This is a genomic window from Mesorhizobium oxytropidicola (genome assembly GCF_056174625.1).
Window position 1 is genome coordinate 620,839 of record NZ_JBWBWK010000002.1, and the last position, 23,616, is coordinate 644,454.

At 58.6% G+C, this 23,616-nt stretch carries 26 protein-coding genes and 5 pseudogenes; 21 read left to right on the plus strand and 10 right to left on the minus strand.

Translation table 11 applies throughout. The features are described 5' to 3' along the window. Positions 1-3 precede the first annotated feature (3 nt). On the plus strand, positions 4-1,569 hold the full coding sequence (locus tag AC0V8S_RS38500) for a hypothetical protein (protein WP_475438890.1): 1,566 nt from the start codon (positions 4-6) through the stop codon (positions 1,567-1,569). Positions 1,570-1,711: 142 nt separating this feature from the next. Next, positions 1,712-2,263, plus strand: coding sequence for a recombinase family protein (locus AC0V8S_RS38505; protein ID WP_183454862.1), 552 nt, complete (start codon positions 1,712-1,714; stop codon positions 2,261-2,263). A 143-nt stretch (positions 2,264-2,406) separates the two neighbouring features. On the opposite strand, the gene AC0V8S_RS38510 is transcribed toward AC0V8S_RS38505, so the two are convergent. Continuing rightward, the gene (locus AC0V8S_RS38510) at positions 2,407-2,667 is read right to left on the minus strand and encodes a hypothetical protein (protein ID WP_475438891.1); all 261 of its coding nucleotides are present in this window, start codon (positions 2,665-2,667) and stop codon (positions 2,407-2,409) included. A 41-nt stretch (positions 2,668-2,708) separates the two neighbouring features. Between AC0V8S_RS38510 and AC0V8S_RS38515 the strand changes: the two genes are divergently transcribed. The 7 genes from AC0V8S_RS38515 (at position 2,709) to AC0V8S_RS38545 (ending at position 6,760) form a co-directional block, all read left to right on the plus strand. Next, a complete protein-coding gene (locus AC0V8S_RS38515) occupies positions 2,709-2,924 on the plus strand; it encodes a hypothetical protein (protein WP_475438892.1) in 216 nt (71 codons plus the stop codon). 8 nt (positions 2,925-2,932) lie between these two features. Continuing rightward, positions 2,933-3,439 carry a DUF3616 domain-containing protein gene (locus AC0V8S_RS38520; RefSeq protein WP_475438893.1) on the plus strand — a complete coding sequence of 169 codons (507 nt, stop codon included), beginning with the start codon at positions 2,933-2,935 and terminating at the stop codon, positions 3,437-3,439. 28 nt (positions 3,440-3,467) lie between these two features. Beyond that, positions 3,468-4,001, plus strand: coding sequence for a hypothetical protein (locus AC0V8S_RS38525; protein ID WP_475438894.1), 534 nt, complete (start codon positions 3,468-3,470; stop codon positions 3,999-4,001). 375 nt (positions 4,002-4,376) lie between these two features. After that, a complete protein-coding gene (locus AC0V8S_RS38530; protein ID WP_475438895.1) occupies positions 4,377-5,066 on the plus strand; it encodes a hypothetical protein in 690 nt (229 codons plus the stop codon). Between the two features lie 237 nt (positions 5,067-5,303). Continuing rightward, positions 5,304-5,801 (plus strand): hypothetical protein, encoded by a 498-nt coding sequence (locus AC0V8S_RS38535; protein WP_475438896.1) that lies wholly within the window; start codon positions 5,304-5,306, stop codon positions 5,799-5,801. Positions 5,802-5,882: 81 nt separating this feature from the next. Continuing rightward, positions 5,883-6,170, plus strand: a complete 288-nt coding sequence (locus AC0V8S_RS38540) for a hypothetical protein (RefSeq protein ID WP_475438897.1) — start codon at positions 5,883-5,885, stop codon at positions 6,168-6,170. Further along, positions 6,167-6,760: a hypothetical protein gene (locus AC0V8S_RS38545; RefSeq protein ID WP_475438898.1), complete on the plus strand. Its 594-nt coding sequence runs from the start codon at positions 6,167-6,169 to the stop codon at positions 6,758-6,760. Before AC0V8S_RS38540 ends, AC0V8S_RS38545 begins: the two co-directional genes overlap by 4 nt. A 583-nt stretch (positions 6,761-7,343) precedes the next feature. On the opposite strand, the gene AC0V8S_RS38550 is transcribed toward AC0V8S_RS38545, so the two are convergent. Continuing rightward, complete coding sequence (locus AC0V8S_RS38550; RefSeq protein WP_475439178.1) at positions 7,344-8,030, minus strand: patatin-like phospholipase family protein; 687 nt, start codon at positions 8,028-8,030, stop codon at positions 7,344-7,346. A gap of 209 nt (positions 8,031-8,239) precedes the next feature. On the opposite strand from AC0V8S_RS38550, the gene AC0V8S_RS38555 reads away from it, so the two are divergent. The 6 genes from AC0V8S_RS38555 to AC0V8S_RS38580 all read left to right on the plus strand — a co-directional run bounded on the left by AC0V8S_RS38555 (position 8,240) and on the right by AC0V8S_RS38580 (position 14,482). Further along, complete coding sequence (locus AC0V8S_RS38555; protein WP_475439179.1) at positions 8,240-8,752, plus strand: GntR family transcriptional regulator; 513 nt, start codon at positions 8,240-8,242, stop codon at positions 8,750-8,752. Between the two features lie 370 nt (positions 8,753-9,122). Continuing rightward, positions 9,123-10,316: a histidine decarboxylase gene (locus AC0V8S_RS38560; RefSeq protein ID WP_475438899.1), complete on the plus strand. Its 1,194-nt coding sequence runs from the start codon at positions 9,123-9,125 to the stop codon at positions 10,314-10,316. Then, on the plus strand, positions 10,313-11,443 hold the full coding sequence (locus AC0V8S_RS38565) for a fatty acid desaturase (protein WP_475438900.1): 1,131 nt from the start codon (positions 10,313-10,315) through the stop codon (positions 11,441-11,443). The genes AC0V8S_RS38560 and AC0V8S_RS38565 overlap by 4 nt, the downstream gene beginning before the upstream one ends. Then, positions 11,440-12,774 (plus strand): O-acetylhomoserine aminocarboxypropyltransferase/cysteine synthase family protein, encoded by a 1,335-nt coding sequence (locus tag AC0V8S_RS38570; protein WP_475438901.1) that lies wholly within the window; start codon positions 11,440-11,442, stop codon positions 12,772-12,774. Before AC0V8S_RS38565 ends, AC0V8S_RS38570 begins: the two co-directional genes overlap by 4 nt. 11 nt (positions 12,775-12,785) lie before the next feature. Further along, positions 12,786-13,562, plus strand: a complete 777-nt coding sequence (locus AC0V8S_RS38575) for a gamma-glutamyl-gamma-aminobutyrate hydrolase family protein (protein WP_475439180.1) — start codon at positions 12,786-12,788, stop codon at positions 13,560-13,562. Next, positions 13,559-14,482: a DMT family transporter gene (locus AC0V8S_RS38580; RefSeq protein WP_475438902.1), complete on the plus strand. Its 924-nt coding sequence runs from the start codon at positions 13,559-13,561 to the stop codon at positions 14,480-14,482. Before AC0V8S_RS38575 ends, AC0V8S_RS38580 begins: the two co-directional genes overlap by 4 nt. Before the next feature lie 125 nt (positions 14,483-14,607). On the opposite strand, the pseudogene AC0V8S_RS38585 reads toward AC0V8S_RS38580, so the two are convergent. Continuing rightward, positions 14,608-15,310: pseudogene (locus tag AC0V8S_RS38585) on the minus strand (IS6 family transposase). Positions 15,311-15,360: 50 nt separating this feature from the next. Here AC0V8S_RS38585 and AC0V8S_RS38590 point away from each other — a divergent pair. Then, a pseudogene (locus tag AC0V8S_RS38590) lies at positions 15,361-15,630 on the plus strand (alanine dehydrogenase); the annotation flags it as partial. A gap of 400 nt (positions 15,631-16,030) precedes the next feature. Here AC0V8S_RS38590 and AC0V8S_RS38595 read toward each other — a convergent pair. Then, positions 16,031-16,375, minus strand: coding sequence for a hypothetical protein (locus tag AC0V8S_RS38595; RefSeq protein WP_475438903.1), 345 nt, complete (start codon positions 16,373-16,375; stop codon positions 16,031-16,033). Further along, positions 16,375-17,464: pseudogene (locus tag AC0V8S_RS38600) on the minus strand (IS5 family transposase). The gene AC0V8S_RS38595 and the pseudogene AC0V8S_RS38600 overlap by 1 nt, the downstream one beginning before the upstream one ends. Before the next feature lie 304 nt (positions 17,465-17,768). On the opposite strand from AC0V8S_RS38600, the gene AC0V8S_RS38605 reads away from it, so the two are divergent. Further along, positions 17,769-18,227, plus strand: a complete 459-nt coding sequence (locus tag AC0V8S_RS38605; RefSeq protein ID WP_258598168.1) for a Ros/MucR family transcriptional regulator — start codon at positions 17,769-17,771, stop codon at positions 18,225-18,227. 247 nt (positions 18,228-18,474) lie between these two features. Here AC0V8S_RS38605 and AC0V8S_RS38610 read toward each other — a convergent pair whose 3' ends face one another. Beyond that, positions 18,475-18,687: a cold-shock protein gene (locus AC0V8S_RS38610; protein WP_258598170.1), complete on the minus strand. Its 213-nt coding sequence runs from the start codon at positions 18,685-18,687 to the stop codon at positions 18,475-18,477. Positions 18,688-19,322: 635 nt separating this feature from the next. Next, positions 19,323-19,709, minus strand: a complete 387-nt coding sequence (locus tag AC0V8S_RS38615) for a hypothetical protein (protein WP_475439181.1) — start codon at positions 19,707-19,709, stop codon at positions 19,323-19,325. A gap of 291 nt (positions 19,710-20,000) precedes the next feature. Between AC0V8S_RS38615 and AC0V8S_RS38620 the strand changes: the two genes are divergently transcribed. Together AC0V8S_RS38620 and AC0V8S_RS38625 are read left to right on the plus strand one after the other, a co-directional pair. Then, complete coding sequence (locus tag AC0V8S_RS38620; protein WP_475438904.1) at positions 20,001-20,261, plus strand: hypothetical protein; 261 nt, start codon at positions 20,001-20,003, stop codon at positions 20,259-20,261. A gap of 58 nt (positions 20,262-20,319) precedes the next feature. Beyond that, entirely contained in the window at positions 20,320-20,469 is a 150-nt protein-coding gene (locus AC0V8S_RS38625; RefSeq protein ID WP_475438905.1) for a hypothetical protein, read from the plus strand. A gap of 280 nt (positions 20,470-20,749) precedes the next feature. Here AC0V8S_RS38625 and AC0V8S_RS38630 read toward each other — a convergent pair whose 3' ends face one another. Further along, positions 20,750-20,971 carry a hypothetical protein gene (locus AC0V8S_RS38630; RefSeq protein WP_475438906.1) on the minus strand — a complete coding sequence of 74 codons (222 nt, stop codon included), beginning with the start codon at positions 20,969-20,971 and terminating at the stop codon, positions 20,750-20,752. A 13-nt stretch (positions 20,972-20,984) separates the two neighbouring features. Here AC0V8S_RS38630 and AC0V8S_RS38635 point away from each other — a divergent pair, with 13 nt between their 5' ends. Beyond that, positions 20,985-21,281, plus strand: a complete 297-nt coding sequence (locus AC0V8S_RS38635) for a hypothetical protein (protein ID WP_475438907.1) — start codon at positions 20,985-20,987, stop codon at positions 21,279-21,281. Positions 21,282-21,388: 107 nt separating this feature from the next. On the opposite strand, the pseudogene AC0V8S_RS38640 reads toward AC0V8S_RS38635, so the two are convergent. Then, positions 21,389-21,577, minus strand: a pseudogene (locus AC0V8S_RS38640) (hypothetical protein); the annotation flags it as partial. Positions 21,578-21,705: 128 nt separating this feature from the next. Here AC0V8S_RS38640 and AC0V8S_RS38645 point away from each other — a divergent pair. Further along, positions 21,706-21,880 (plus strand): annotated as a pseudogene (locus tag AC0V8S_RS38645) (AAA family ATPase); the annotation flags it as partial. 157 nt (positions 21,881-22,037) lie between these two features. On the opposite strand, the gene AC0V8S_RS38650 reads toward AC0V8S_RS38645, so the two are convergent. Then, positions 22,038-23,513: an aspartate kinase gene (locus tag AC0V8S_RS38650; RefSeq protein WP_475438908.1), complete on the minus strand. Its 1,476-nt coding sequence runs from the start codon at positions 23,511-23,513 to the stop codon at positions 22,038-22,040. Between the last annotated feature and the right edge of the window lie 103 nt (positions 23,514-23,616).

The window sequence follows — 23,616 nt, forward strand, 5'->3', positions numbered from 1 at the left end:
CCAATGGTTAAAATTGCTGAATCATGCCTGAATGTTCTCTACCAACATGGGCTGTCGTCGGCGCAGTTCCAGTTTTATTTCGAGAGAGCAAAGCATGATCTTCTGGCCAATGACATGGCCTGCGACGCCATCGTTGCGGAGGTTATGCAGTCCATGGACGATCATCCGGATGTGGCAACCTTGTTCGGATTGCTGCTGGATGAGGCACGAATGGGCATCGAGAATGACAGCCCATATGGAAAGGCCTTCCTGGAAAATGCGGAGAAGGCGATCAAGGCTCGCATTGCTGCGGGCGCTGGCGAGCCGCTTCACGGTTTGAAAATTGCTGGCTTGTATCGGCGTGCCAGTCTGCCCGTGCCAGACATACTGATGCTTGACCCGGTTGGGGAAAGCCCCGCCGAGGAGATCCCGATGCCGGATCTTGATGGCGCGCTTGCCGTTTTAGCGGCAGAAGTTGAAGCTGAAGGCGGCGGCGCGTATGAGTTCTTCAGGGGCCTGGATGAGATGTCGGCAGGAATGCCGGAGGAGTTCAAAGCCGAGTTTGTCCATCATCTGTTGAGCCTCGACAATCCCTTTCTGGAGCGCTGTGCACTCTATTGGCTGGTATCCGGCACATCATTGACGGGAGAGGCCGTGGCCGCCGGCCTACGAGAAAGGCTCATGCGCGGGAAGCTGGAGCCTGAAACCTTATCCTATCTGCCGATCATTCGCGGCTGGCTGTCGGCGAGCGCCGCCCGGGCGGCTATCGATGACATTGGCAAGCTGGCGCTGCGACAAGGTCTCGCTGATGTTTCCAAACAAAACAGGGCGGAGCCGATCGTCAGCGACATCCTGGCGACCACCGCTGACGGGGTCGGAGCGCAAGGCCTAACGATTGTGGGAAAACTGCAAGCCCAGACATTTGTCGCGATGATCCTGTTAAAGACCGGATACGGCATCAAGGATGCCTTTGTCATTCGTTGCCGTTCAAAGCGCGAAGCAACCAGCATCGTCTCTTATGCCCGCCAGGAAGCAAACAGCGTCCGAATAGATCGAATGTCTGCCGAGCTTCTGCTGGAAGCGGCTCTGGCGGATGGGATAGAAAACGGCCATCCACCAGCGCCGGCCTTCATTGACGTCATGGAGGCTTGTAGCTTGAGCCAATTGCGGCCCCAGGAAAGGGATCTGCAGGCTTTGCTGGATCACGTCGATCCGCAAAAGGAAATCCAGAATGCGACAGCGGCACAACTGGATCGGATGCTCCGCAATGAGCCCGCACTGGATGCGCTTGTCCCGTTCACCGACAGCTGGTTTGAAGACACAGGAGAAACACGCGATATCATTCGGGGATCCCGCTCGGCGCGGACTGTTGAAAAAAGAATCTGGGCCTTTCTCGAAGGCCGACGAGACATCTGGGCAAGGCGATTTCTGCAAACCGCGATCATTCTCAAATCGGCTAAAAAGGAGCGACTGTCAAAAGCACTGGCAGCCGCAGCCTTTGCACTGATACACAAGCATCCCCTACAGGGCATCCCGCTCATGGAAGATATCGTTATGACCACACTGGATGCAGGCGGTGCACCTTTGTAGTGAATATTTTTGGTACCCATGGAGAACATCGTCAATGAACGGGTTGCGGCCGTTGAATCCTGTTTATTGTGGGTCGGAAACGAGATATTGAACAACTCGGCATGACAGCACACGCAAATTGAACAGTTAGCATGGTTAGGACATGGCTCGTATCGGATATGCCCGTACATCCACAACAGACCAAAACCTCGCCGCGCAAATCGCCGCGCTCAGGAACGCCGGCTGCGAGGTCATCCGCGAGGAGCAGAAAAGTGGTGCATCGCTCGAAGGTCGTCCGCAACTGATGACCATTCTCGACTTCATCCATGCCGGCGAAACTCTTGTCATCACCCGCATCGACCGGCTGGCCAGATCGTTGCGAGATCTTCAGGTGATAGTCGACCGACTCAAGGCCAAGGGCGCGCATCTGGTGGCCACCGAGCAGCCCGTCGATACCTCCACAGCCGCCGGCAAGGCGTTCTTCGACATGCTCGGCGTCTTCGCGGAATTCGAAACTAACCTGCGGCGCGAGCGGCAGGCTGAAGGTATCGCCGCCGCCAGGAAACGTGGCATCTACAAAGGTCGCCCACCGAAGATTGACCGCGCAGAAATCCTGCTTCGCCTCCAAAAGGGTCAGGGACCCAGCAAGATCGCCCGCGATCTCGCCATATCACGTGGCACGGTCTATCAGGTACGCAACGGTGCTTCCGAATGAGCAAGGCCAACCGCATCACCCGTTTAACATCCGCCGCCTGCGAGCAGATTCAGGCCCGCATGCTTGAGGCTTGCAGAAAGATCGCCTCAGATCACGGACTGGTCATCGAAAGTACCGGGTGGCGTGGCCTGGAACCTGGCTTCTCATTCGAACCAGCATTCCGCATCAGTATTCCCGCGCCAGACGGCAAGACGCTCAATCTGGATAAGGAGATGTTCGCCCTGCTGGCCGAACAGTACGGCCTGGAGGCTGCTGACTTCAAACGCGAGTTTATCGCTGGTGGCGAGCGTTTCCGGATCACCGGCATTGATCCACGAAGACCTAAATATCCCATCTCCGTCGAGCGTATCCCCGATCGCCGCGGCTTTCAAGTTCACCGCCGACAATGTTGCCATGTTGCTCAAAGCTCAGGTCGAACCCTGACGTTCACCAATCGTTCTTCAACTTGGCCAAAATCCCGGCTTCGAGCCGACAGGGCCAAACTGGCAGCACGATCGAGGCCGGCGCAACGCGAGTCGCCGAAATCATCGCGCCCGTGGTGCTGTGCAGCAACGGCGGCGGCATCACCCTGCTCGATGAGCGGGGCATCAAGGTGCATGGCGTTTCCTATCCGAAGGAACAGGCCCAGCAGCCTGGCCGTACCATTCCGTTTCAAAGCTGAAGGACGCGATGGTGAAGAACCCGGCAGAGCGCGTACGGCTCGACTATGCGGCGGCCGCCTCGCAGGATCTGCTGCACAATCTGTCGGGGTTAGCGGCCGACGGCAGCTTGCTGTGGACCGTTTCGGACGAAGGACGGACCTTCGAGTGCCTAAAGGCGCTCGAAGCCGGGTATGTGCTGGCCCGCCAGTATCGAATTGACGACTTGATCGCGCGCTGGCCCGGCGCCGGGGAGAGCAAGGGCGGCGCGGAGCTCGACCTGGAAGCGGTCGATATCGTTCAAGGAGCACTCTGGCTTTGCGGCTCGCACTGCCATGTCCGTCTGGCCTCCGACGACGACAACGAGGACCAACTCCGGTCGAAAATCCGCGCGCGGCCAAGCCGGCATCTGCTGGCGCGCATCGCCCTCATGGACGAGGCATCGCGCCTGGGCAAGGTGAAAGTCGCCCCAAGAAGGCGATGCCTGTCGCGTTGCCTCAAGGAAAATGTTACCGCGCGGCTTGGTTGCCTCACCTAAAATGTTACCCGTGAAGGGGAATACCGCCATGATGCTCTCACCACGATGGAGGCATCATGAAGACGAGGATGACGCATGCTATTTGCATGGTGTCGCCAATGGGGTCAGGGTTCGCTATGCGGCCGCAGCGAACAAGGACAAGCGCAGGATCTTGGAGGAGTTCATCGCGGCGACGGGGTATCATGAAAAGTCCGCAATCCGTGTCCTGAACAGCCCCTGCAGCCGAGGAGCCGGGCAGACCCGGCAACGCCCGTCGCTCTATGACGAGGCCGCGCGGGGCGCGTTGATTGTGCTGTGGCAAGCGCCTAAAGGCACTGCTGCCCATTTCTATTTGCCAGCGCAGGAACGCAACGATCATTTGATACGCCACAAGATCCTGTCGATGAGCGCCGCGACGGTCGACCGCTTGCTCCAGATGCCGAGGCGCACCATGCGGACGAAAAAGAAGCCAAGGGTTGTTGCCAGAGCCCCGGCGGCGCGTCAAAATGCGCACCTTTGCCGACTGGAACGAGCCGCTTTCCCGGCAGCATGGAAATGGACTTGGTCGCTCATCGGCGGGTAACATTCCTGATGAGGCAATCGGTAACAAAATTAGGTGAGGCAACACGTTGCCAGCACGCCGCGAATGGAACCCGGCCCCTTTGGACTTGGTCGCTCATCGGCGGGTAACATTCCTGATGAGGCAATCGGTAACAAAATTAGGTGAGGCAACACGACATGGCCGACCGGCAGCGAAAAACCGGAGGGCTTATGCTTTCTCGAGCGTAACGGGAAGCCCGGCCATCTGATCGTCTACGACCGGCCCGACAAGAGCCGGATCAAGGGTAGTGCCTATGCGGCAGACTGGATGCCGATCGACTAAGCGGCGTTGAGATTGATCGCGAGTCTGGGAACGACAGCGGCGATAGCGAGTGAACAGAGCAGTGGGAGCGCGACAATGGGCATTAAACTGGTCACGGCATGTCTCTGGCTGATCGTTGGCGTGTTGCCGGGATACGCCAAAAGCGTCGAGCTGCCGGCTACCGTTATTCCCAAAACCATCGAAGGGATCGAGATTAAGTTCCCAGTCGGCATCACCGCCAGCAGAAATGATCCCGCTCAGCCCGTCGCCATCGTGTTGACGATTGACCTGTCCGACCTTGTGGCCAAGGTCGATCCCTTAATCGGGGCCGTTTGGACAAAGCGACACATCGACCTCGGCGGCAAGCTGACACACAACGGCACCCTCCTCTCGATTGAAGGTCCCGCACTTCGCGCCAAGGTGCATTTCCGCGTGCGCCCGGGACTCGTGCCTGACTCCAACGGCAGCGTTGTGGCCTATTTCGAACCCACGGTGGCCGACAATCGTGTCGCGCTCACGGGTCGTATCGCGGAGTTCAACATTTCCAATGATATAACGCGGCACGCCGCTGAGGCGTTAAATCTCGACGATTTGGTCAGGGACAAGTTGGGCGCGCTGTTGAACGAGGCCCTGTCTGCACCTGGTGCGGGTCTGGCACTGCCGCCGGCGGTGCAGACCCTTGGCGTGCATCTTTCGACCGCTCGTGTCGTCACCATCAACGGCAAACCAAGTCTCGTTGTCGAAGGCACCTTGCCGGCGGTGGCCGGACTGTTGCTCAACCTTTGAAGAGAGACGCAGATGAATTCGAAGCTGACCGCACCGGAGAGGCACCCGAGCGATGATCCTACGATATATGGAATTACGCTTGCGACAACGCAGAAGCTCTAGCTCTCGCTCGCCCTTGCGACAACCCTGTTTGCCATTGTCGCGCATGGCCAGACACAAGGTTCCGACATCGACCCCAAGCTGAGTGTCGTCGTCGGCTTTTCGTTCGTGCCAGGCCTTCTGGACTCGATCGTTGCGATGTGGGGCATCCTGATCCTGTCGATCTTGCTCATCCTCAACGCGGCGGTCATGCGCGAGCATGCCCATCGCTCGGGCCCGACCTGGTACGAGCGATATCCGTTCCGGCTGTGGGATGCTTCGCCATCGATCGGTCTGGGGCGAAAGGGCCAGATTCTTGCCTGTGTGTTCTTCTCGATCCTGCCTCTTTTTGCGTTAGGACATTTCTGGCGTGTATTCCTTGGCGAGGGCAAGCTTTGCAGTAGCGAAATCAGCAAAGACAATTGGTCTCCGCTGGCCGTCGGCGAACATGATTTTTTCCGGTTTCCGGCAGATGCCACCTTTGGACGTATCTTCGGTGACTCCTATCGGCTGGCCGGCGAAGTCGTCGGGCCAGGTGCTTGCAATGACGCGACAACTTTCTTTCCATTCATCCAGCCGGTTGTCATGCTGCTGCTGAGTGTGTTGGCCATATTTGTCACGTTCCGCGCCCTGTACGTCGTCTGGCGAGGCAAGTAGCCGCGAGCGCTCCGGCGATGTTCTGGATGACCGCCACTGTATTCAATGCCATGACGCGCAGCTACTTCGGGGCCAAACTGAATGGATGGAAAACATTTAATCGATGCAGTCAATTCGGCCGGCGACGCTATGCGGACAACCTGGGTCACGCTGGTGTCACTGGTCACATATTTGTTTGTCACCTTGGGTTCGACAACGCATCTCGATCTGTTGCTGGAAAAACCCCAGGCTCTCCCGATCCTGAGTATCGATCTTCCGTTGGCTACTTTCTATGCAGGTGCACCACTGTTGTTATTGATTATTCACGGATACTACCTGTTGCAGGTGCATCTTACAGAAACGCGCGTTGCTGAACTGCGGACTATGTGAGGGCCGAATCCGGCGGCCGAAACACGAAGAAGGTCCATGACGAGCGAAGAGACGAAGTTCGCTCCGGGCTGAACGCAGCTTTGGTGGTCCAGAACCTAGCCGGCGATCTGGTTCTGAACGGCTGGGCGCGGCGGATCGTTGCCTGTGCGGTTTCCGCGACTTCGGTCATCGCGCCAGTGATGTTGCTCATTGCTTTCCAGATTGCGTTCCTCCCCTACTATTCCGTGCCCATCACGTGGTGGCATCGCATCATTTTGGTGGTCGATATCGGAATGCTGCTTTTCATTTGGCCTGGCTGGATGCGTCGAAGTGTACGCCGCGGGGATCTGAAGGCGCCCAAACGCAGGAGCTTTTGGCGCCAAGCCGCACCCGCAAAGGCACCTGAAGGGATGGCCCCTGATGTTGCTCCAAATGACAGCGCCTCTTCGCTTGCGCGGCTTGCCGCATTTCGCGCTGCCCTTCCGATCGCGCTGGCACTTTGCCCGATCTATTTTTCAATTGGCGTTGCGACAATACCCGATGAAAAGACGGAGTCCCTCGGACTACCTGGTTGCTCTAAGGTCTATTTGTGGTGGTACGAAATCAAATGAAGCACGACCTTCGCAAAGACTGTGGCGAAATCCGGATAGTCCTTCCACATTTCTTGACGCAGCAGTGCTGCGGCAATGCTGGGATGTGAGACGTTCGGGGCACCAGCCTGTGGCACGCAGGCTATGCCAACAAACGTTCGCAATCGTGCTGCCACATCGGCTTCGCTTGGTTGCCGCGCACCGTCACCTTGACCTTGATGGCGATCATTGTCCGAACGCCAAGGGTATGCCGCGACGTACGAAAGCAGTACAGGGAACTCTCTGAACGGGTCGTCCCGACAGATAACTCACTATTTCAGCCAGAGACGTATTACACCAAGGCAGGAAAATCCTAATTTCTGCTTCCCCCGGCTGGCCGCGCGCTGGCATATGAGAGGGTGGAGGGGCCTAAAGCCGGCATGTCTGCTCCGTACGCACTGTACCGAGGCTGCGACAGCTGTTTGCACCTCTTCGATTGTGCCGCGCGGTACAGTGCGCCGCGAGTTCCAGTGCGTTCGGCGAGGTCGCGACCAGCGCGCGGTCGGTCATTCCGTGGCGCTTCGCGCACGGACTATCACTGCGGCAACAAAAGCTGCTGTGCGCATCAGCCAAGCGCTGTCGATGGGTAGGGAAATTCCGAGGGCGCGGCGACGCCCGTCGACCAATAGCGCCGGATGCCAGCATCGGCAACGGCATAGCCCCAGTTGATAAGGCGCTCCTGCTGGCCGTCGTCCATCCGGCGCAGCCGCGTGGGGATGGCAGCGAGTAGCGCGGTCTTTGCGTGCGGGCAAGGCAGGGTGTCGGCCAGACCGTAATCCGCTATATCAGTTCGTGCACTCCAGAAAGCGCCGTGACGCTCCTGTCGCCCGAGCGAACCCACCACCTGGATCATACGAAGGTTCCGGACCTGTTGGTCGATTACCTCGAGCACCCGCAACGACTGGCGCGCCCAGTCTCCGGGCGGCGATGGATTGTCGGAGATATGACCGCCGCCGTCTGACACGAGCACGGTCTTGCACTGCCCCCACACCTGTTGAAGGCCGAGATTGTCGTACACGCCGCCATCCGACAGGGTGATCTCGCTCCGAAACGCATCGTCTGCGATCTGGCCCGGCGCGAGCGCGTCGAAATCGCTCGGATCAACATCAAGAATGAACGGCGACAGCACCGGCGGAAAAGCCGAGGATGCGGCTACCGCGTCGGCGATCCGTACTGTAGGCGAAGCAATACGCCCGACCCGCCAGTCGCGCATTTCGGCTCGCGAGAAGCGGAACAGCGATCCCGTCTCCAGATTGGGGTCGGAACAAGAACCGTTCCCGCAGACACGCGGCCTTTATCAACCAAAGAATTGGCATTCACATATATTAACAATTGTTTTGCACTTATTTTTCAAATTGGCAGATTTGACGTGGTATCTCACATCCGCTGTGGCGAATAGCAAGGCCACAGTCGCAAGAGAGGCTTTGCATGTGCGATGAAGGACCCGATGCGCGCGACGCCATGAACACAGGGAACAAGACGGGACAAGTATATGGTCGACTCAAGTCGGGGATAGTTCTCCAGAAGCTTCCTCCACGCACACCTCTTGAGATGAAGAACATCGCCGAACGCTTTGGCGTCAGCGTCACCCCGGTGCGAGAGGCGCTGATCGTGGTTCGGACACAGGAAGGTTCGCCAAGAGACGGACGGGGAGTACAAACGAAACCTCAAGCATGCAAGCGCCGCAACCCGAACCGAACACCTGCGCCTGCCTGGGGAAGGCGTTCCATATTGAGATCTAGCCAACCAAGCGCTTGGCATTGGAGCAGTGGCAGGCGAGATCCCGTTCTTGATGCGCCAACAGCAAGTGATCGAGCGTGCCGAGCATGCCGCCGCGATCATCCGGGTCACCGTACGTCAACGTCGGATCGCCTCGATCCCGGCTGGAGCGCTGGGGCCGCAACGCCCGCCGGAAACCGATGCTCGAGCCTGCACTCGGCTCGCCGCCGTCAAGCTGACAACCGCCTGTCCTGACAACGTCCGATAACCGACACCTACGGCCGGTTTTGTCGAGTCCGCGACACGGGGACTGTCCGGCCTGACCCCTGCTGCACTTCATTTAAGTCATTGAATGATATGCAGAACACTTTCTTGAGGCTCCTTCTGCGCTGTTGGCATGATTTTTGAGGCTCCCTCGTCGCGAGGCGGCAGGAGTTGCTGAGTCGAAATTCTCACCGCGGGTGACAATTCCGTCGCCCCGCGCGGCGACCGCCCGAACTGCCGTGGACGGCCGGGTCAGTGACGCAGTGCCGGCGGGGTGGCGGCCGACCGAACCAAGCAGGCCTTGAGGCACCCTTTCCCGCCGTTTTCTAAAGGCGGCCGTATTTAATAGCGGAGCATATGTGTGAAGCTTACATACGATAGAGTCGATACTGACATCTGTAGTCCGGAGATTATCGATGCGACGCTGAATAAACTTAGCAGGAAATTCTCTGATAGACGTGAAAAACACCTAGGATATCCATATAATCTCGACTTTGACGCCGGAGCAATCTCTCAGTTCGGCGAGTTTCTAATTAATAACTTGGGCGATCCATATGTCGGATCGCATTATGGGACGGAGGTCTCTGGCGTAGAGCGCGAAGTGGTCGACTGGATCATGCGGGCCTGGGAATGTGGCGATCCAGAAGAATACTGGGGAGCTGTGGGCGCGAGCGGGACCGAGGGCAATCTCTGGGCCATGTACCTTGCCCGCGAGACCCTTGATAATCCGGTTCTGATACACTCCACAGAGGCGCATTATTCGGTCCCAAAGGCGGCGAAAATCCTCCGGATCGAGGCTTTGACGTGCGAGGCCGACCATACCGGCGCCATCTGTCCGGATGCTCTGCGGGAAGTCGTCCAGGCAAATCGCCATCGCCGCATCATTCTCGCAGTGACCTGTGGAACGACCATGAAAGGAGCGCACGATGATATCGCGTCCTGCGTTAGCGTTCTGGACCAAGTCGGGATCGATCAGAGCCGCCGCTTTGTCCACGTTGACGGCGCCCTGAATGCAATGGTCCTTCCCTTTGTCGATGACTTGCCGAGTGGAATCCGCCCCTCCTTCCGGCACGGGATCGATAGTATGTCAACCTCAGGCCACAAGATGATTGGCACGCCGATGCCCTGCGGCGTCCTCGTAGTCCGACGCGAACATGTCCGTCGCGTGGCCTCTACCGTCAGCTACTTGCGTTCTGATGATACGACCTTGATGGGTTCGCGAAACGGCCACGCCGTTCTCGCGATATGGAACCGGCTGATGCGCCTCGGTATCGCCGGTTTCCGTCATAGTGCCCGAACCTGCATGGAGCGCGCGGATGGCTTTGCGGACGCCCTACGCTCAGCCAGCGTCCCGGTATTGCTCAATCCATATTCCTTGACGGTTGTGTTTCCGAAACCATCCGAGAGGCTCGTGAATGAATACCAGCTCGCATGCCATGGCAACTGCGCCCATGCGATTGTCATGCCAAACGTCAAAGCTGATCTCATTGACCGCTTCGTCGGCGCCTATACCGCCGAGTGGCCCTGCAATTCCCGGCAAAAGGTGTTTTCATGAACGCTCATCCTGAGCCCCAGTATCACGGCATCGAAGCGCCAAACCGCTATACGCACTACCGCTTCGATCGATCCATCACTTATGACATTAAGGTCCTTGAAACCGACAATTGGCATGGCCCGCTTTATATCGTGAAGGATTATGCGGTGATAGCCGGCTTCGCGTGGCTGGTCATTGGAGCGAGCTGGTGGTTCTATCCCCTCGCGGTGATAATGATCGGAGCCCATCAGCGAGGCATCTCCACCATTTTGCACGATTGTGCGCACGGTGTGCTGACCAAGAATCGCCTGCTGAACTTCCTGCTCGGCACATTGCTGACGGCTTGGCCCCTCTTTCAACGCCACTTCGCCTACAAGCAGTCCCACGTCCACAGCCATCACCCCTACCTCGGGAGAGCCGATGCCGATCCTGACCTGGGATTCTTCATCGCGCAAGGTGTCTTCACACCCCAAACGGACCGCTCTTTCGTTTGGAAGATCATCATCTTGCCTCTGCTTGGATCGAAAACCTGCGCGTATCTGAAGTATCTGCTCCGCAACAGATACCAGATGATCCTCGACGTTCTCTCCGGCAAGAAGAGCTCAGTGCGGGTGAAGCGCGAAGAGAAATGGCGTTACCAGTTCGATCGCTGGGGCTTTTACGTGTTCTGGGCTTGTGTCGTCGCGCTCGCTCTAGTCTACGGCTCCTTCCAGGTACTTGTCCTTCTCTGGGTTGTTCCATACCTCACCTCATTCCACATCATCGGCTGGTTCATTGAGATGTCTGAACATTGCAGCTCCATGTATAACCGGACCGTGGACCTGCATATGGCCCGGAACCGCCGCAGCCGTCATATCGAGAAGTGGCTGACCGCGATCAACAGCGACCACTATCATCTCGATCATCATCTCGATCCAGCGACCCCGCTCTGGCGGTTACCCGAGGCACATGCCATCCGCATGAGGGATCGTGTCTATGCGGCGCACTGTTGCGAAGCGGGCGGGATCTTCCAGTCGGGCCCAAATGGCGAGCCTTCGATCCTGAAACTGATCCGCGACCAGAACCGGAAGCGCTTTGCCGAAGAGCTGGATTGTCGGCCTGAAGACTACGCATCGAGAAGCACGTATCTCCCGGAGCACCCAAATTGACCAAAAATGGCCCTGCAACACAATTGGATCCAACGCCGGCCCTTCATGCGGAGACGACAGTTCTGCATGGGGGCTATCGCTGTGATCCGGCGACATTGGCGACGACCGTTCCGATCTATCTCTCGAACGCCTATGCGTTCGAATCCATTGATCACGCATCGGACGTCTTCGATCTCCGGCGCGAGGGACGCACCTATTCGCGGTTGATGAACCCGACGACGGATATATTTGAGCAACGCGTTGCGGCTCTGGAGGGTGGCGTAGCCGCCTTGGCAACGTCCTCGGGGCAGGCCGCGACTATGATTGCGATCCTGAACATTGCCGTTTGCGGGGACAATATCGTGAGCTCCGCGCACCTGTATGGCGGGACAATCAATCTGCTCACCAGCACGTTTCAGCGGCTCGGGATCGAAACGCGCTTCGTCGACCCGAGCGAACCCGAGCGCTTCCGCGAAGCCTCGGACCACCGCACGCGCTGTTGGTTTGCGGAAGGGCTTCCCAATCCGAAGCTCAGCCCCTTCCCGATCGTCGAAGTGGGGGCGATCGCGCATGAAGTCGGAATTCCGCTGATCATCGACAACACGGTGACCCCTCTCATCTCGCGCCCTCTCAAGCTTGGCGCCCATGTAACCGTGCAGTCCACTTCCAAATATATTTGCGGCCACGGCACCACGATTGGCGGCATTATCGTCGACGGCGGCACCTTCGACTGGGCTGCTTATCCCGAACGCTTTCCGTTGATGACGGGTCCTGATATCTCCCATGGCAACATACTCTGGCTGGATGCTGCGCGCGATTTGCCCGGCCCGTATGGGGCCAGCCCGTTTCTGCTCAAGATGCGCAACACGCTCATGCGCGACTTTGGACCCTGCCCGTCCCCGTTTGCATCTTTTTTATGCATCCAAGGGTTGGAAACGCTGCCTTTGCGAATGCCACGACATTGCTCCAATGCCCGGCAGCTCGCCGACTATCTCAAGGCGCATCCTGGTGTTGTCGACGTGAACTATCCGGCTTTTGGCGGCACCGTTGATCGGCATCGCGCCGTGCAGAACATGGGCGATCATGGCGGCCCCATGATCGTTTTCGATATCGCTGGAGGCATCGAGGCCGGGGGTCGTTTTATCGAGCGCCTGCGGCTCGCCTACCACGTCTCAAATATTGGCGACGCCAGAACGCTCGCCACGCATCCAGCCTCGACGACTCATGCTTCGGTTCCCCGCGAGGCGCGCCTTGCTGCCGGGGTTTGCGATGGAACAATCCGCATCTCCGTCGGACTTGAGCATATTGATGATATCATCGCCGATATCCGGCAAGCCCTTGAGGGGGCCTGATCGTGGCCGCGATGGCAGACGGCAGCCCGGCGATTGTTGGTGTTGTTTCCGACCGCCGGACGATCGACGGCGTCGCCTGTGAGAGCGTGCGCGTCCGTTATCTCGAAGCCCTGCGATCGACCGCGGGAGTTTTGCCGCTCGTAATTCCGGGTGGACTTGCGGAAAAGGATTTGCGGGCCTGCCTTTCGGTCCTCAATGGGGTGCTGCTAACCGGGGCGGAGTCGAATGTCTCGCCCTCTCTTTATGGGGCGCCAGAAGCCAGTCCAGAGACTGCCGATCCCGACCGGGACCGGACAAGTATTGCTGCGATCAAGATCGCTCTATCGTCGGGCATTCCGCTGTTCGGAATCTGCCGCGGGTTGCAGGAACTCAACGTAGCGCTTGGCGGTAGTCTCTCAAGTGACCTTTCGGATGGTGAAGGTCGCACCACCCATGTGGAAGACCTCGCGCTCCCGCGCGACCTTCAATACGCCAGCTCGCATGCAATTCTCGCCGAAGGCCGCGGTTACATTGCCCAGTGCATCCGTCGCTCGCACAAGAAACCGGTCCTGGTCAACACGCTGCATCGGCAGAGAATCGCGCGTTTGGCGGATGGCCTTGAGGTTGATGCGCGATGCATGGACGGCGTCATCGAAGCTGTCTCCGTAAAGGGCACGGCAACCTTTGCCGCCGCCGTGCAATGGCATCCTGAATGGTTTCACGCGGAGGATCCACTCAGCGTCGAAATCTTCCGTGCATTCGGCGAAGCCTGCCGCTCCCACATGATAGCAACGAAGTCACAGTCATGAAGAATGCTTATTTGTCGTCGATCCTTGGGGCCGGTTTCGCCCTTCTCGCAGCTCTGTCCAATGGAACCGTCGGGGTCCTTTCCCGGTCCGCCTTTAATGAAGGGCTCGACCCCACTGCGGTCGCATTCTGGCGTTGCGGCATTGCGCTTTCGCTACTCTCGATCGCCATCCTTTTGAGGTCTGGGGGCTTGGCTCGACTCCTCGCTGCTTTCACGGGATCGTGGAAAATCGCCGTCTGCTCTACGCTTGGCATCTTCACGCTTTATCATTTCGAAACCCAAGCTTTCGCCTACGCGCCGATCCCACTTGTTGCCATCCTTGTCTTTACTGGCGGCCTTGGTGCAATCGCGCTCGACATCGTCATACTTAAGGAAAGGGTGACCACGCGAAAGGCGTTCGCCATGACCATGGTTTTCCTTGGAGTTTACCTCCTGATTGCCGGCGACGGCATGATGGCTGGAAGCATTATCGGCATCAGCCTCGCCCTTATCGCAGGGCTAGGCTACGCCAGCTTTATTTTCGCTTGGAAGTTCTTCAAGCTTCGCTCGTCCCTGGAAACTTTCTGGTGGTTCCTGGCTTATGGCTTTGCCATGCTCGCCGTTCCCTATGCCTGGAGCGGCGCGCCAATCCCGTCAGTGAACGCCTTTCCAGCGTTGTTAGCGCTCGGGATCATCCCCTCGTTCTGCGGTTTCTACTGCACAATCCTCGCCCTTCAGCATATCGAGGCTTACAAGACGCAGGTCATCGAATCGAGCGAGCCATTCTTTTCCGCCCTCTTCGCAGCTGTGTTCTTCGGCGAATGGCTGACGGGTCCAGGAATGCTCGCGGCATTGGCCATCATTGTCGGTGCGTTGATCACATCTGTGCCTGAGCGCGGTGTTATCTCCGTTGAAGTACGCCCAATTGGCGAAGGGGAGTAGGGCACCGTGTCCATTATTTCCAAAGACCAATATGCCTATGGACCGCGGGCGTGCTATTGCGTGGACAGATAGTGGCGTTGTCACGTTGTTTGAAATGTGGCTGCGTGAGGCCGACACCGCGCTTTTCAGGCAAGCCGTGCACGCACGGCTTCCCACGCGGCCATGGTTGGCGTCGATGGGTTCGAATTTGTGCTGCCGAGCGGTTGGTCTGGGAGGGGACGAAGAGATTTCGGACGGCGGAGAAGATCGACACGAAATGCTGCAATGAGCCGACCGACCGGAAACCCTGTCGCGTTCGTTCCCGTTTTCGGAACGGCAGGTGAGAATTCTCCGCCCGGTTGTTCAAGCCTTTATGCGAGCGGTGTTCCAAGTTCGGCATGAGCTGGCGTTTGGCCGCCCCGTAGGAGCGCAATTTGTCGGTGATCATACGCTTTGGCGGCAGACCCTGCTTCTTCAGAAGTCGCGTCAGCAGGCGCTTGGCGGCTTTGGTGTTGCGACGCGTCTGGACAATCTCGTCGAGCACATATCCGTCCTGATCAACCGCTCTCCACAACCAGCACTTCTGACCGTTGATGCGCACCACGACTTCATCCAGGTGCCAGACGTCATCTTTCGTCGGCGACTTGCGGCGTATGCGGCGCGCATAATCAGGGCCGTGCTTTCGGCACCATCGGCGGATGGTCTGTAGGAAATGACGATCCCGCGATCGAGCAGCATTTCCTCGACATCGCGCAGGCTCAGATTGAAGCGGAAGTAGAGCCAGACAGCACGGGCCACGATTTCGATCGGATAGCGGTGGTTCTTGTAGGTCGGTGCACTCACGGTCATGGGCGCGCTGCTACCTCAATTTCCTTACCGCTTAATCAATGTGACAGCACCATGCCGACCCCACCTACGAGGTCGATGGCGTCATCCATTACTGCGTCGCCAACATGCCGGGGGCTGTGCCGGTCACCTCGGCGCGTGCGCTCAACAACGCGACGTTGCATTACGGCCTGCAGCTCGCCGACAAAGGCCTGAAGGCGATGATCGACGATCACCATCTGCGCAACGGTCTCAACGTCCACAGGGGTAAGATCACCAATCGCGCTGTCGCCGAAGCACTCGGCTACGAACTGGTCGAGCCGAAGGCGGTGCTCGCCGCCTGATTTCAACAAAAAGAGTTTCCTCCCGTCGCCCGCCGGTTCGTTCCGGCGGGCTTTTTTTGGCGACGATTGGCCAGAGGCGTCTTCCCCTCTCCTTTCCATCAATGTCGCGGTGCAGCTCGTCGGGGCGAAGCCTGGTCGAGGATGAAGCTGAACGCGCCAGCCGCCGGCTCTTCCAGATGCTGGGCACCGGGCCCCTCCCCGTGAGCACGCGCCTTGGCGCCCGAGGTGCTTGTTCAATCGTTGCGACCAGATCCAGATCGCTGTGAGTTCGATCCTGCTGCTTTGCAGGCGGCCAGCTCTGCTCTCGGGGTAGCCATTGTCGAGCGCGCCGGACATGAATTCTCCGAATGATCTATTCCGATCTTCAGCATAGAAGAGATCTAGCAGGTCGTTGAAGAAGTCAGGCTCTTTCGCAAACGAAGCCTGAATCGTCGGCGTTGTGGATGTAGAAGTGGCCGACGAGGCGGCCTGCAGTGCCAAAGACAACCCAGCCGCGGCCACAGGCTGGGTCGTTCTCATCATGCCCCTCCCACGAGAATTCCGCGCAGGCTGAGCCATCGCGGGTGCCATATCGGACATCGAGGAAGCCCTTGAGTGCGCCGAAGGCGATCTTGCCATCCGCCGAGCCTTTGAATGTCAGATGCGCTTCCTCGACGAGATCAAGGAAGTCGTTATCCCAAACATCCATCTCGACGATGCGCCAGCGGCCGGCAAAGGCCTTGGCGAAGCTGGGAACCTTGGCCATCAACCGGTCTCCGCCATGAGCTTTGGCAGTCGCACCAGATTGTAGGCAGCGGCGGCGAAGGTGAAGGCCCATCCAACACGGTCGCGGCCGCGGAACCTGGTCTTGTGCTGGCCGGCCACGACCTTGATCCAACCGAATGCCTCTTCGATGCGCTTCCTGATGCGCTGGCTGACGGCATAGCCGCCATGCCGCGTCGTGCGCCCGTCGATCGCGGAACTGCGGCCGCTTGTTCTGCGCTACATGCGGCGTCACCCTCATCGAGCGCAGCTCATTGACGAAGTCTTCCGCGTCGTAGGCCTTGTCGGCGCCGAGCGTGATCGCCTGTGGCCGCTCCGCTCGAGGTTCGATCATGTGCAGTGCGGCCACCCGCTCAGCATGTCCGTCGGCCAGTGTCAGGCAGGCGTCGACCAGCAGGCCGTGGCGATTCTCCATCAAGCCATGTCCCATAAAGCACAGCTTGGCCTCCTTGCCTTTGCCCTTGCGATAGAGCCGGGCATCCGGATCGGTGGTCGAGGCATGTGTGTCGTTCGAGCGCTTGTGGCCATGGAAGTCCGATTCCGCGTTTCGCCCGCCCCCTTCGGCCGGCGGCTCGCCCGAGCCGTCCTTCGGTTTGACGCTCTTCATCGACGCCCACGCGTCGATCAGGGTGCCATCGACCGAGAAGTGGTCCGTAGACAGAAGCTTCTTCACCTTGGGCTGCGCCAGCACCGCAGCAAGGAACTTCGCCGCGATGTCGCCCTCCAGCAGCCGGTCGCGGTTTTTGGAGAACACCGAATGGTCCCAGGCCGCGTCGTCGACGCCGATGCCGACAAACCAGCGGAACAAAAGGTCGTATTCCAGCCGCTCCATCAACAGCCGCTCCGAGCGGATCGAGTAGAACGCCTGTAGCAGCATCGCTCGCAGCAGCTTTTCCGGCGGGATCGAGGGCCGCCCCATCGGCGAATATAGCGCCGCCAAGTCCCGCTCCAACGCCGCCAGCGCCTCGTTCACAATCGCCCGAATGCGGCGCAACGGATGATCGCCCCGCACCCGAGCCTCGAGATCAACATAACTGAACAGTTCGCCAGACCGTTCGTCTCCACCGCGCATGCCTCGTTCTCCGAATCTCTCCGGAGACACTGAATCACGCTCACAGCCCCGCTGCGAGCCACTTTTTCAACAGCCTGCTAGAACGGGCTTGGCGGCGTTTCAGGATCTCCTCCTCATCACATCGAGCATGGACGCTCCAACCGCGGTCGGATCACCACGAGCAAGACGGCGGGATGCGTCGCTATTGACCACGGTGCAGGACGAGCATGGCAAAAGTCTTGCCGGGGCTTTATTGCTTTCAACAGCAACCGCCACTATGAAGCGACGCTTCGCCAGCTGTATTTCAAGCCACCCGGAGAGTTCCATGACAGAAGAAGCCGACAACAACATCGACGTCCTCATCGAGCTCACCGCCGATGTCGTCTCAGCCTATGTCTCCAACAATCCGGTCCCGGTAGGTGAACTCCCTGCCCTGATCGGCCAGGTGCACACAGCGCTGAAAGGCACGGCCGGCAGCGTTTCCGCAAAAGAGCCGGAGGCTCTCGAGCCTGCAGTCCCGGTCAAGAAGTCGGTGACCCCGGACTACATCATCTGCCTTGAGGACGGAAAGAAATTCAAATCGCTAAAGCGCCATCTGTCGACCGACTATGGGCTGACGCCGGACGAATATCGCGCCAAATGGGGTCTATCGGGAGATTATCCGATGGTCGCGCCGAATTACGCCGCTGCGCGCTCGGCGTTGGCTAAGACGATGGGGCTCGGCCGCAAACCGAAAGAGCCGGAAACGGAGCCGGCGAAGACCCGCAAGAAAGCCGCCGCCTGACTTTATCTCTCGAGGTTCGTTGTGGCGCGCGCAACAGACAAAGTCTGCGCGGAATATGAAAAGACGGGGAACCAACCCCGCTTTCCCTTTCAAACAGCTTGGTTTCCCCAGGATTCGCGCCGGCTTGCAGCAATCTCCTGCTCCAGCGTTCCGGTCGAGCCTTGTTCTCGCCCGCTTCTTATTGGGCGGCCATCAGTCAGTCCTCGCCGTACCGTCCATCCGGCGGTTGCCAGCAGGCAGGAGAAAATTAGCCAGCTTTGCTGAGGCTGCCAGCTGAGGACTTGCCCGTGCGGCGGTCCTGTTCGACTTCATAGTTGATCTTCTGACCATCAGCGAGGGTCGAAAGGCCCGCTCTTTCAACGGCGGAAATGTGGACGAAAACATCCTGACTGCCATTGTCGGGTTGGATAAATCCAAATCCCTTGGTGCTGTTGAACCACTTCACGGTTCCGGTCGCCATATGTGTGTTCCTTTGTAACAATTGCAACGTGGGCAGGCCGTTAGGCCAGTCCCGATTCATAACCGAAAATCTGGAGTTAGGCGCAGCAAAAACGAAAAATTTGCAAGGCCGGTTTGATCGGCCGGCAGCAACTCGCGCGCTTCATCATGACCCTATCATCGTCCTGCGTTTCCGCCGCTCACATAGCCCAAAACAACCGCGGGATCTGAAGCCTAGCAGAGCCATGTCTATGGCTATGATCTCCTCCGAGGACAGCCGTCCGGCGCATTGGCCGCAACACATAGTCCTGCAGGTGACCGTAAACCTTTGCAATTAGGATGCGCCAGGGTCTCGGGTCACGGCAGGTTTCTTGGTCCGAAGGTGATGCCAGGGTGGTTCGGATCGATCCCGCCGGAGCCCGTCGCGTCCCGCGTTCAACGTGAGCAGTTTGAGGACGGGGACGAAGCCGGGTCTCACTGCCGAGAGGCTGCTGCTGGCCGCCGTTCGCGCGCCTGCTGCGTCATCGCCGCCGCGCCATCTGCCAAGAACGTTTTCGATACCCGGTGAAATTGACGAGTTGGACGCCAGGCACACTTGCAACCGGACATGATTTCTCCGCTGCTTGGCCCGCAAGGTAGGAAGCGGCGCTCAGCCGGTTAGAAAAGGGCGAAGTGACCTGAGCTCCGAAGCTTCGCTAGCAGGATGATGGCCGTTCCGCAGGGGTCAACCTTCGCTTGCTCACGTAACGGAGACGCATCCCAGGCAGCCAACTCTGCCACCAAAAGGGCGGTGTCGCCGTTTACCGATGCGCATCTAAGTTGTCGATTCTTCTCCATCACGATTATTGCCGTGCCGGTCACGCCATATCCAATCGCAGCCATGCGCTGAACGCAGATATCGCCGTCGACACGGACATCGAAAAGAACCGATCCAGCGGTTTTCTCCGCAGCGTCAGCCACACGATCACAGAACGGCCGATGCAGGCCTTCGATATTGCCGAGTGACTGCTCAAACAATGCCAATTCAACATGCTCCGCCACCATGGCTGCGAAAATGCGCGCCGGCTGGCTCAATGGACAATAGGCCAGGGCTGACTATCCACACACCAACCGTGCTCCCGATGCCTACATCGCAACTGCGCTTGACCGGCGCTACTTCGCTTGTCCGCGGCATGCCCAAAGCCGTTGCAGCGCTCCTCAAACAGATAGCGCAGACATCAGAGCCGAAGATGGCCGATAGGACGGACGCCCTTTTTTCCAAGAACCTCTTTGTCTTCGCTAAAATAGCCAAAGTTAAATTACGAGCGTTTCGGCTTGCCGGAAATTAGGATCTCGATGGATAAACCCGCATGGCTTTTTGGGTGGGTGCTGGCAGGAAGACTGATGCGCGGGCGTGGATGGATCAAGGCATTGCGTCAGGACGACGCTCGGCAGGTGCGTGCGCGCATTGCGGACCTGGAGCACGACCTCATGGCGACCACACCACAAGGGCGCCATCGACGTTTCGAAGCCGGACATGAACTCCGCAATGCGAAGTTCCGCCTCGAATGCCTGGAGGAATGCATCGCCGGAATATCGGAGAGAGGTGCGCGTTAGCGGAAGCTTCGCCGCTCTCAATCTGCCCTGGTGCGACTGGTCGGGGAGGGGAAGCCCAATGCAGCCTGCAACCGTCATCGGCACTCTGGCCTATGTCGTCTACCGCTGTACCAAGAAGTTGGTCGAGGACGTGCCCGATACAATCGACCCGCAGCTGCTGCCTCAGAGCCGCCGCGCCGTCTGCCTGGACGTTTTCGATAGCCCTTGACGAGTTGGACGCCAAGCATGCTTGCATGGCGAACCTCACCTCTCCATTGCGGTCAATCGATCCCCGGCAAAATGCGCGATGGAAAGGCGGGCCGCCTATGCGGATCCGAAGTTCAGGGCGTTCGATGCGGTTTGAGCGGGGTTTTGACCATGGCTGCCAACCAGATCCTGGCGGATCCGCTCGAAGGGGGAAACACCGGCTGCTCGCCTCAAGCAAGTCGACCTCATGGCCGGGATCCGGCAAACTGCATAGCGATAATCTGCCAATCACTTTGACTCATCTAACCGAAATCAGCTGCCATGCCAGGAGCGGCGTTGCTCAGGTAATCGGCCCACTTGTAGAACGATGAGCTTTTGATCGAGACAAGGGGAAAGAACGCGATGGGGCGCGGCATGCCCGGCAGTTCGAGCTCGCCTCCTGCCCTCCACCACACTTTGGGAATTTTCAGGGGAATCCGATCCGAAATGAGGGATGAATCCGAGGAAATATCGAACACTCTCATGTGGACTTGCCGCATGATCCTGGAAAGCGGTCCCGAGGATCGGCAGCGTATCGCGCTCGCCTATCAGGAAGCGCAAGCCCTGGTTGCCAGCATTCCGAAGGACAGTGGCGATGCTCGCCCGCGCATTGCGGCCTGCATCAAGCGGTCTGATACCTATAGGGCGGTGGATGATATTGCCTGCGTCGGTTGGACGCTGACGGCCATTGAGGAGCGGGTGGACGAACGAAACCTCCCCATCTGGCGGCAGCTCCGCAAGATCATTAACAAGATCCTCAGGGAGCTGCCCTTTTCCAAGCCGGCAGTGCATTGATGGGCGGCGATCCCCTCATCTGCCCAATTGGAGGCGCACTACGTTCAAGCAACCTTGCCTCTTGGTCACCGCGATCGATGTTGGTCGCTAGCGCTGCCTCCACCTCGGCGCTGACGACCGCAAGCGCCCCTCACCTCGAAATCGTCGAGAGCATGATCGAGGCGAGGAGACGGCTCCAAGCGGCGTCACGGTCGCGGGGAGCTCGATCTCGTAATCCGCGCCGGTCCGCATCAGGATGGTGCTGTAGCGATAGCCAAGCGCTGACCCTCATATTCGAGATCGAAACAGCCGATCGAGCGATGATGGTTCACCCTCTTGTTAGAGCTGGACGAGCGCCTATGCGGCCAGATCTTGCGAGCCGCACGAGGCAAAGCCTTCCTGCCGGGATCACGCTTTTCAGGTGACCGTGAGCGCCCTTGATTCCATGCCGTCGATGATCGATCCGCCACGATCTCGTCGGACTGAAGATGGCCACGCGCGCTCGAAGCACTCGACCATGTCGAGCGACGCCTCGGCATGGGGAATTGTCGGCACTGGAGGCGATCGACATCTTGCTGTCGGAGGAACTGACGCTGCGCGAGAACAGCCGCATCAAGACCCCTCCAGATGGTCTCGTAGGAAACGACAATCCCGCGATCGATCAGGGCCGATGTTTTCCCAGCCGTCACGGCGATTTTCGCGCAACCGAGTCTGCGACATGCTCGAGGTTCCACGATGCCGGTGGTGACGCTGTGCAAATCAATCATCGGCTCAGCCTTAGCGCTCCACGCTGGACGAAGGCTGCGCTGCAAGAGGCAGCCATAAATCTTCGATCAGAGCGCGGTGAAGCGCCCTAACAGCGTCGTCAAAGCGGGATTCATCAACTATGAAGATTATATCTACGCTGCGCATGAGCTGGTGGATGCCTAGGACCTCTATGCAAGCATCTGCTAGCGCTTGCACAGCAATGGCCGCTAGGTTCTGGAGATTTAGGTCGCTTCCGATGGCCGAGACAATGCTCACCTTCTTTGTAACAATATCAGCCGTCGGAAAGCTTTCCTCTAGAGCCTGGACAAGGGGCGCGATTACGTCGGGTGCCGCGGCTAGATAATGCGTGATGGTATTTGCGTTTGATGCCTTAGTGACGACGCGGACGTCATAGCCTTTCAACTTCTTGAGTATCTCCGCATCATAGTCGTTCCCACCCACCATATCCTGCTCGAAAAACTCTAGTGCATACACTCCTTTGAGGCCGGTGATAATCTCTGCCTGCGGTGTGTCAGAGACGTAGTCGCGCGTAATGACGGTTCCTTCGTCCCCAGGTTCGAAGGTATTCTTGAAACGAAGAGGTATATTCGCATGGCGCAACTCCTTGGCTGCAGCCGGATGTATCGCCTCCACTTCGAGGTTAGAGAGCTGATCGGCGACATCATAGTTGGTGTGGCCGATGGTGCGGACCCGTTCAATGCCGACAATCTTGGGGTCGGCTGTCGAAAGGTGGTACTCCTTGTGGATTATTGCCTCCTTGGCGCCTGTGCGTACGGCGATCCGGGCGAATGTAAACTCGGTGTAGCCACGGCCATAGAGCCGCACCAGGCCAGCTGGGCATCGGCTGTAGCCCGTGATGATCGGCAGCTGCTTGCCGAGGTCGATCGCGGATAGCGCCGTCTCGATTCGCTCGTCAAGGCTTATTTCAGTTTCGTCACGCCAGCCCGTCATGTCCACGAAGATCGCCTCCACGCCAAGTGTCCTGAGGAGCAGTGCCGTGTTGTGGGAACTGTGGGCTTCGCCCTGCGCGGCGAGAACCTCGCGCACGGTATGCAAGTGCTCTTCGAGCCTGAAGGGGCCATTTGAGCAAAGCCGCTGCAGATCCAACAGGCAGCCGCGCACTCCTTCGATGCGGTCGCGAACAAAATCATCGGCGACGCGCCTTTCCGGCGAGCGGCCGAAGACTTCCGCATTGATCCTCCTCATCTCACGATGGACCTCTGCGATCGCTTCGACCAAAGCCGATCTTGATCTGTCGCCCGCAAAGCGCGCATAGGCGCCGGGCTTGCCGGTTTTCTTGTGCTCGAGGAGCAGATCGGTCATTCCACTATAAGCGGATACGACGAATATACGGTTGTAGAGTGCGCTGCCCTTGCGTCCTCCGATTAGGACGTTCTTGAGTACGGCAGCGGTGTTGGAGATCGACGTGCCTCCGATCTTCTCGACAGTGTGGGCGTTAGGCTCGCGGTTAGGCAGGAGATTCACCTCAAAATCCTTTTCGGCGAGGTAGGTTGGTCAGTTGACAACCCGCGGCACCAGCGCGCCGTCCATACGTCTTGCATGCGCGCTGACGTCCATACGTTCTTCT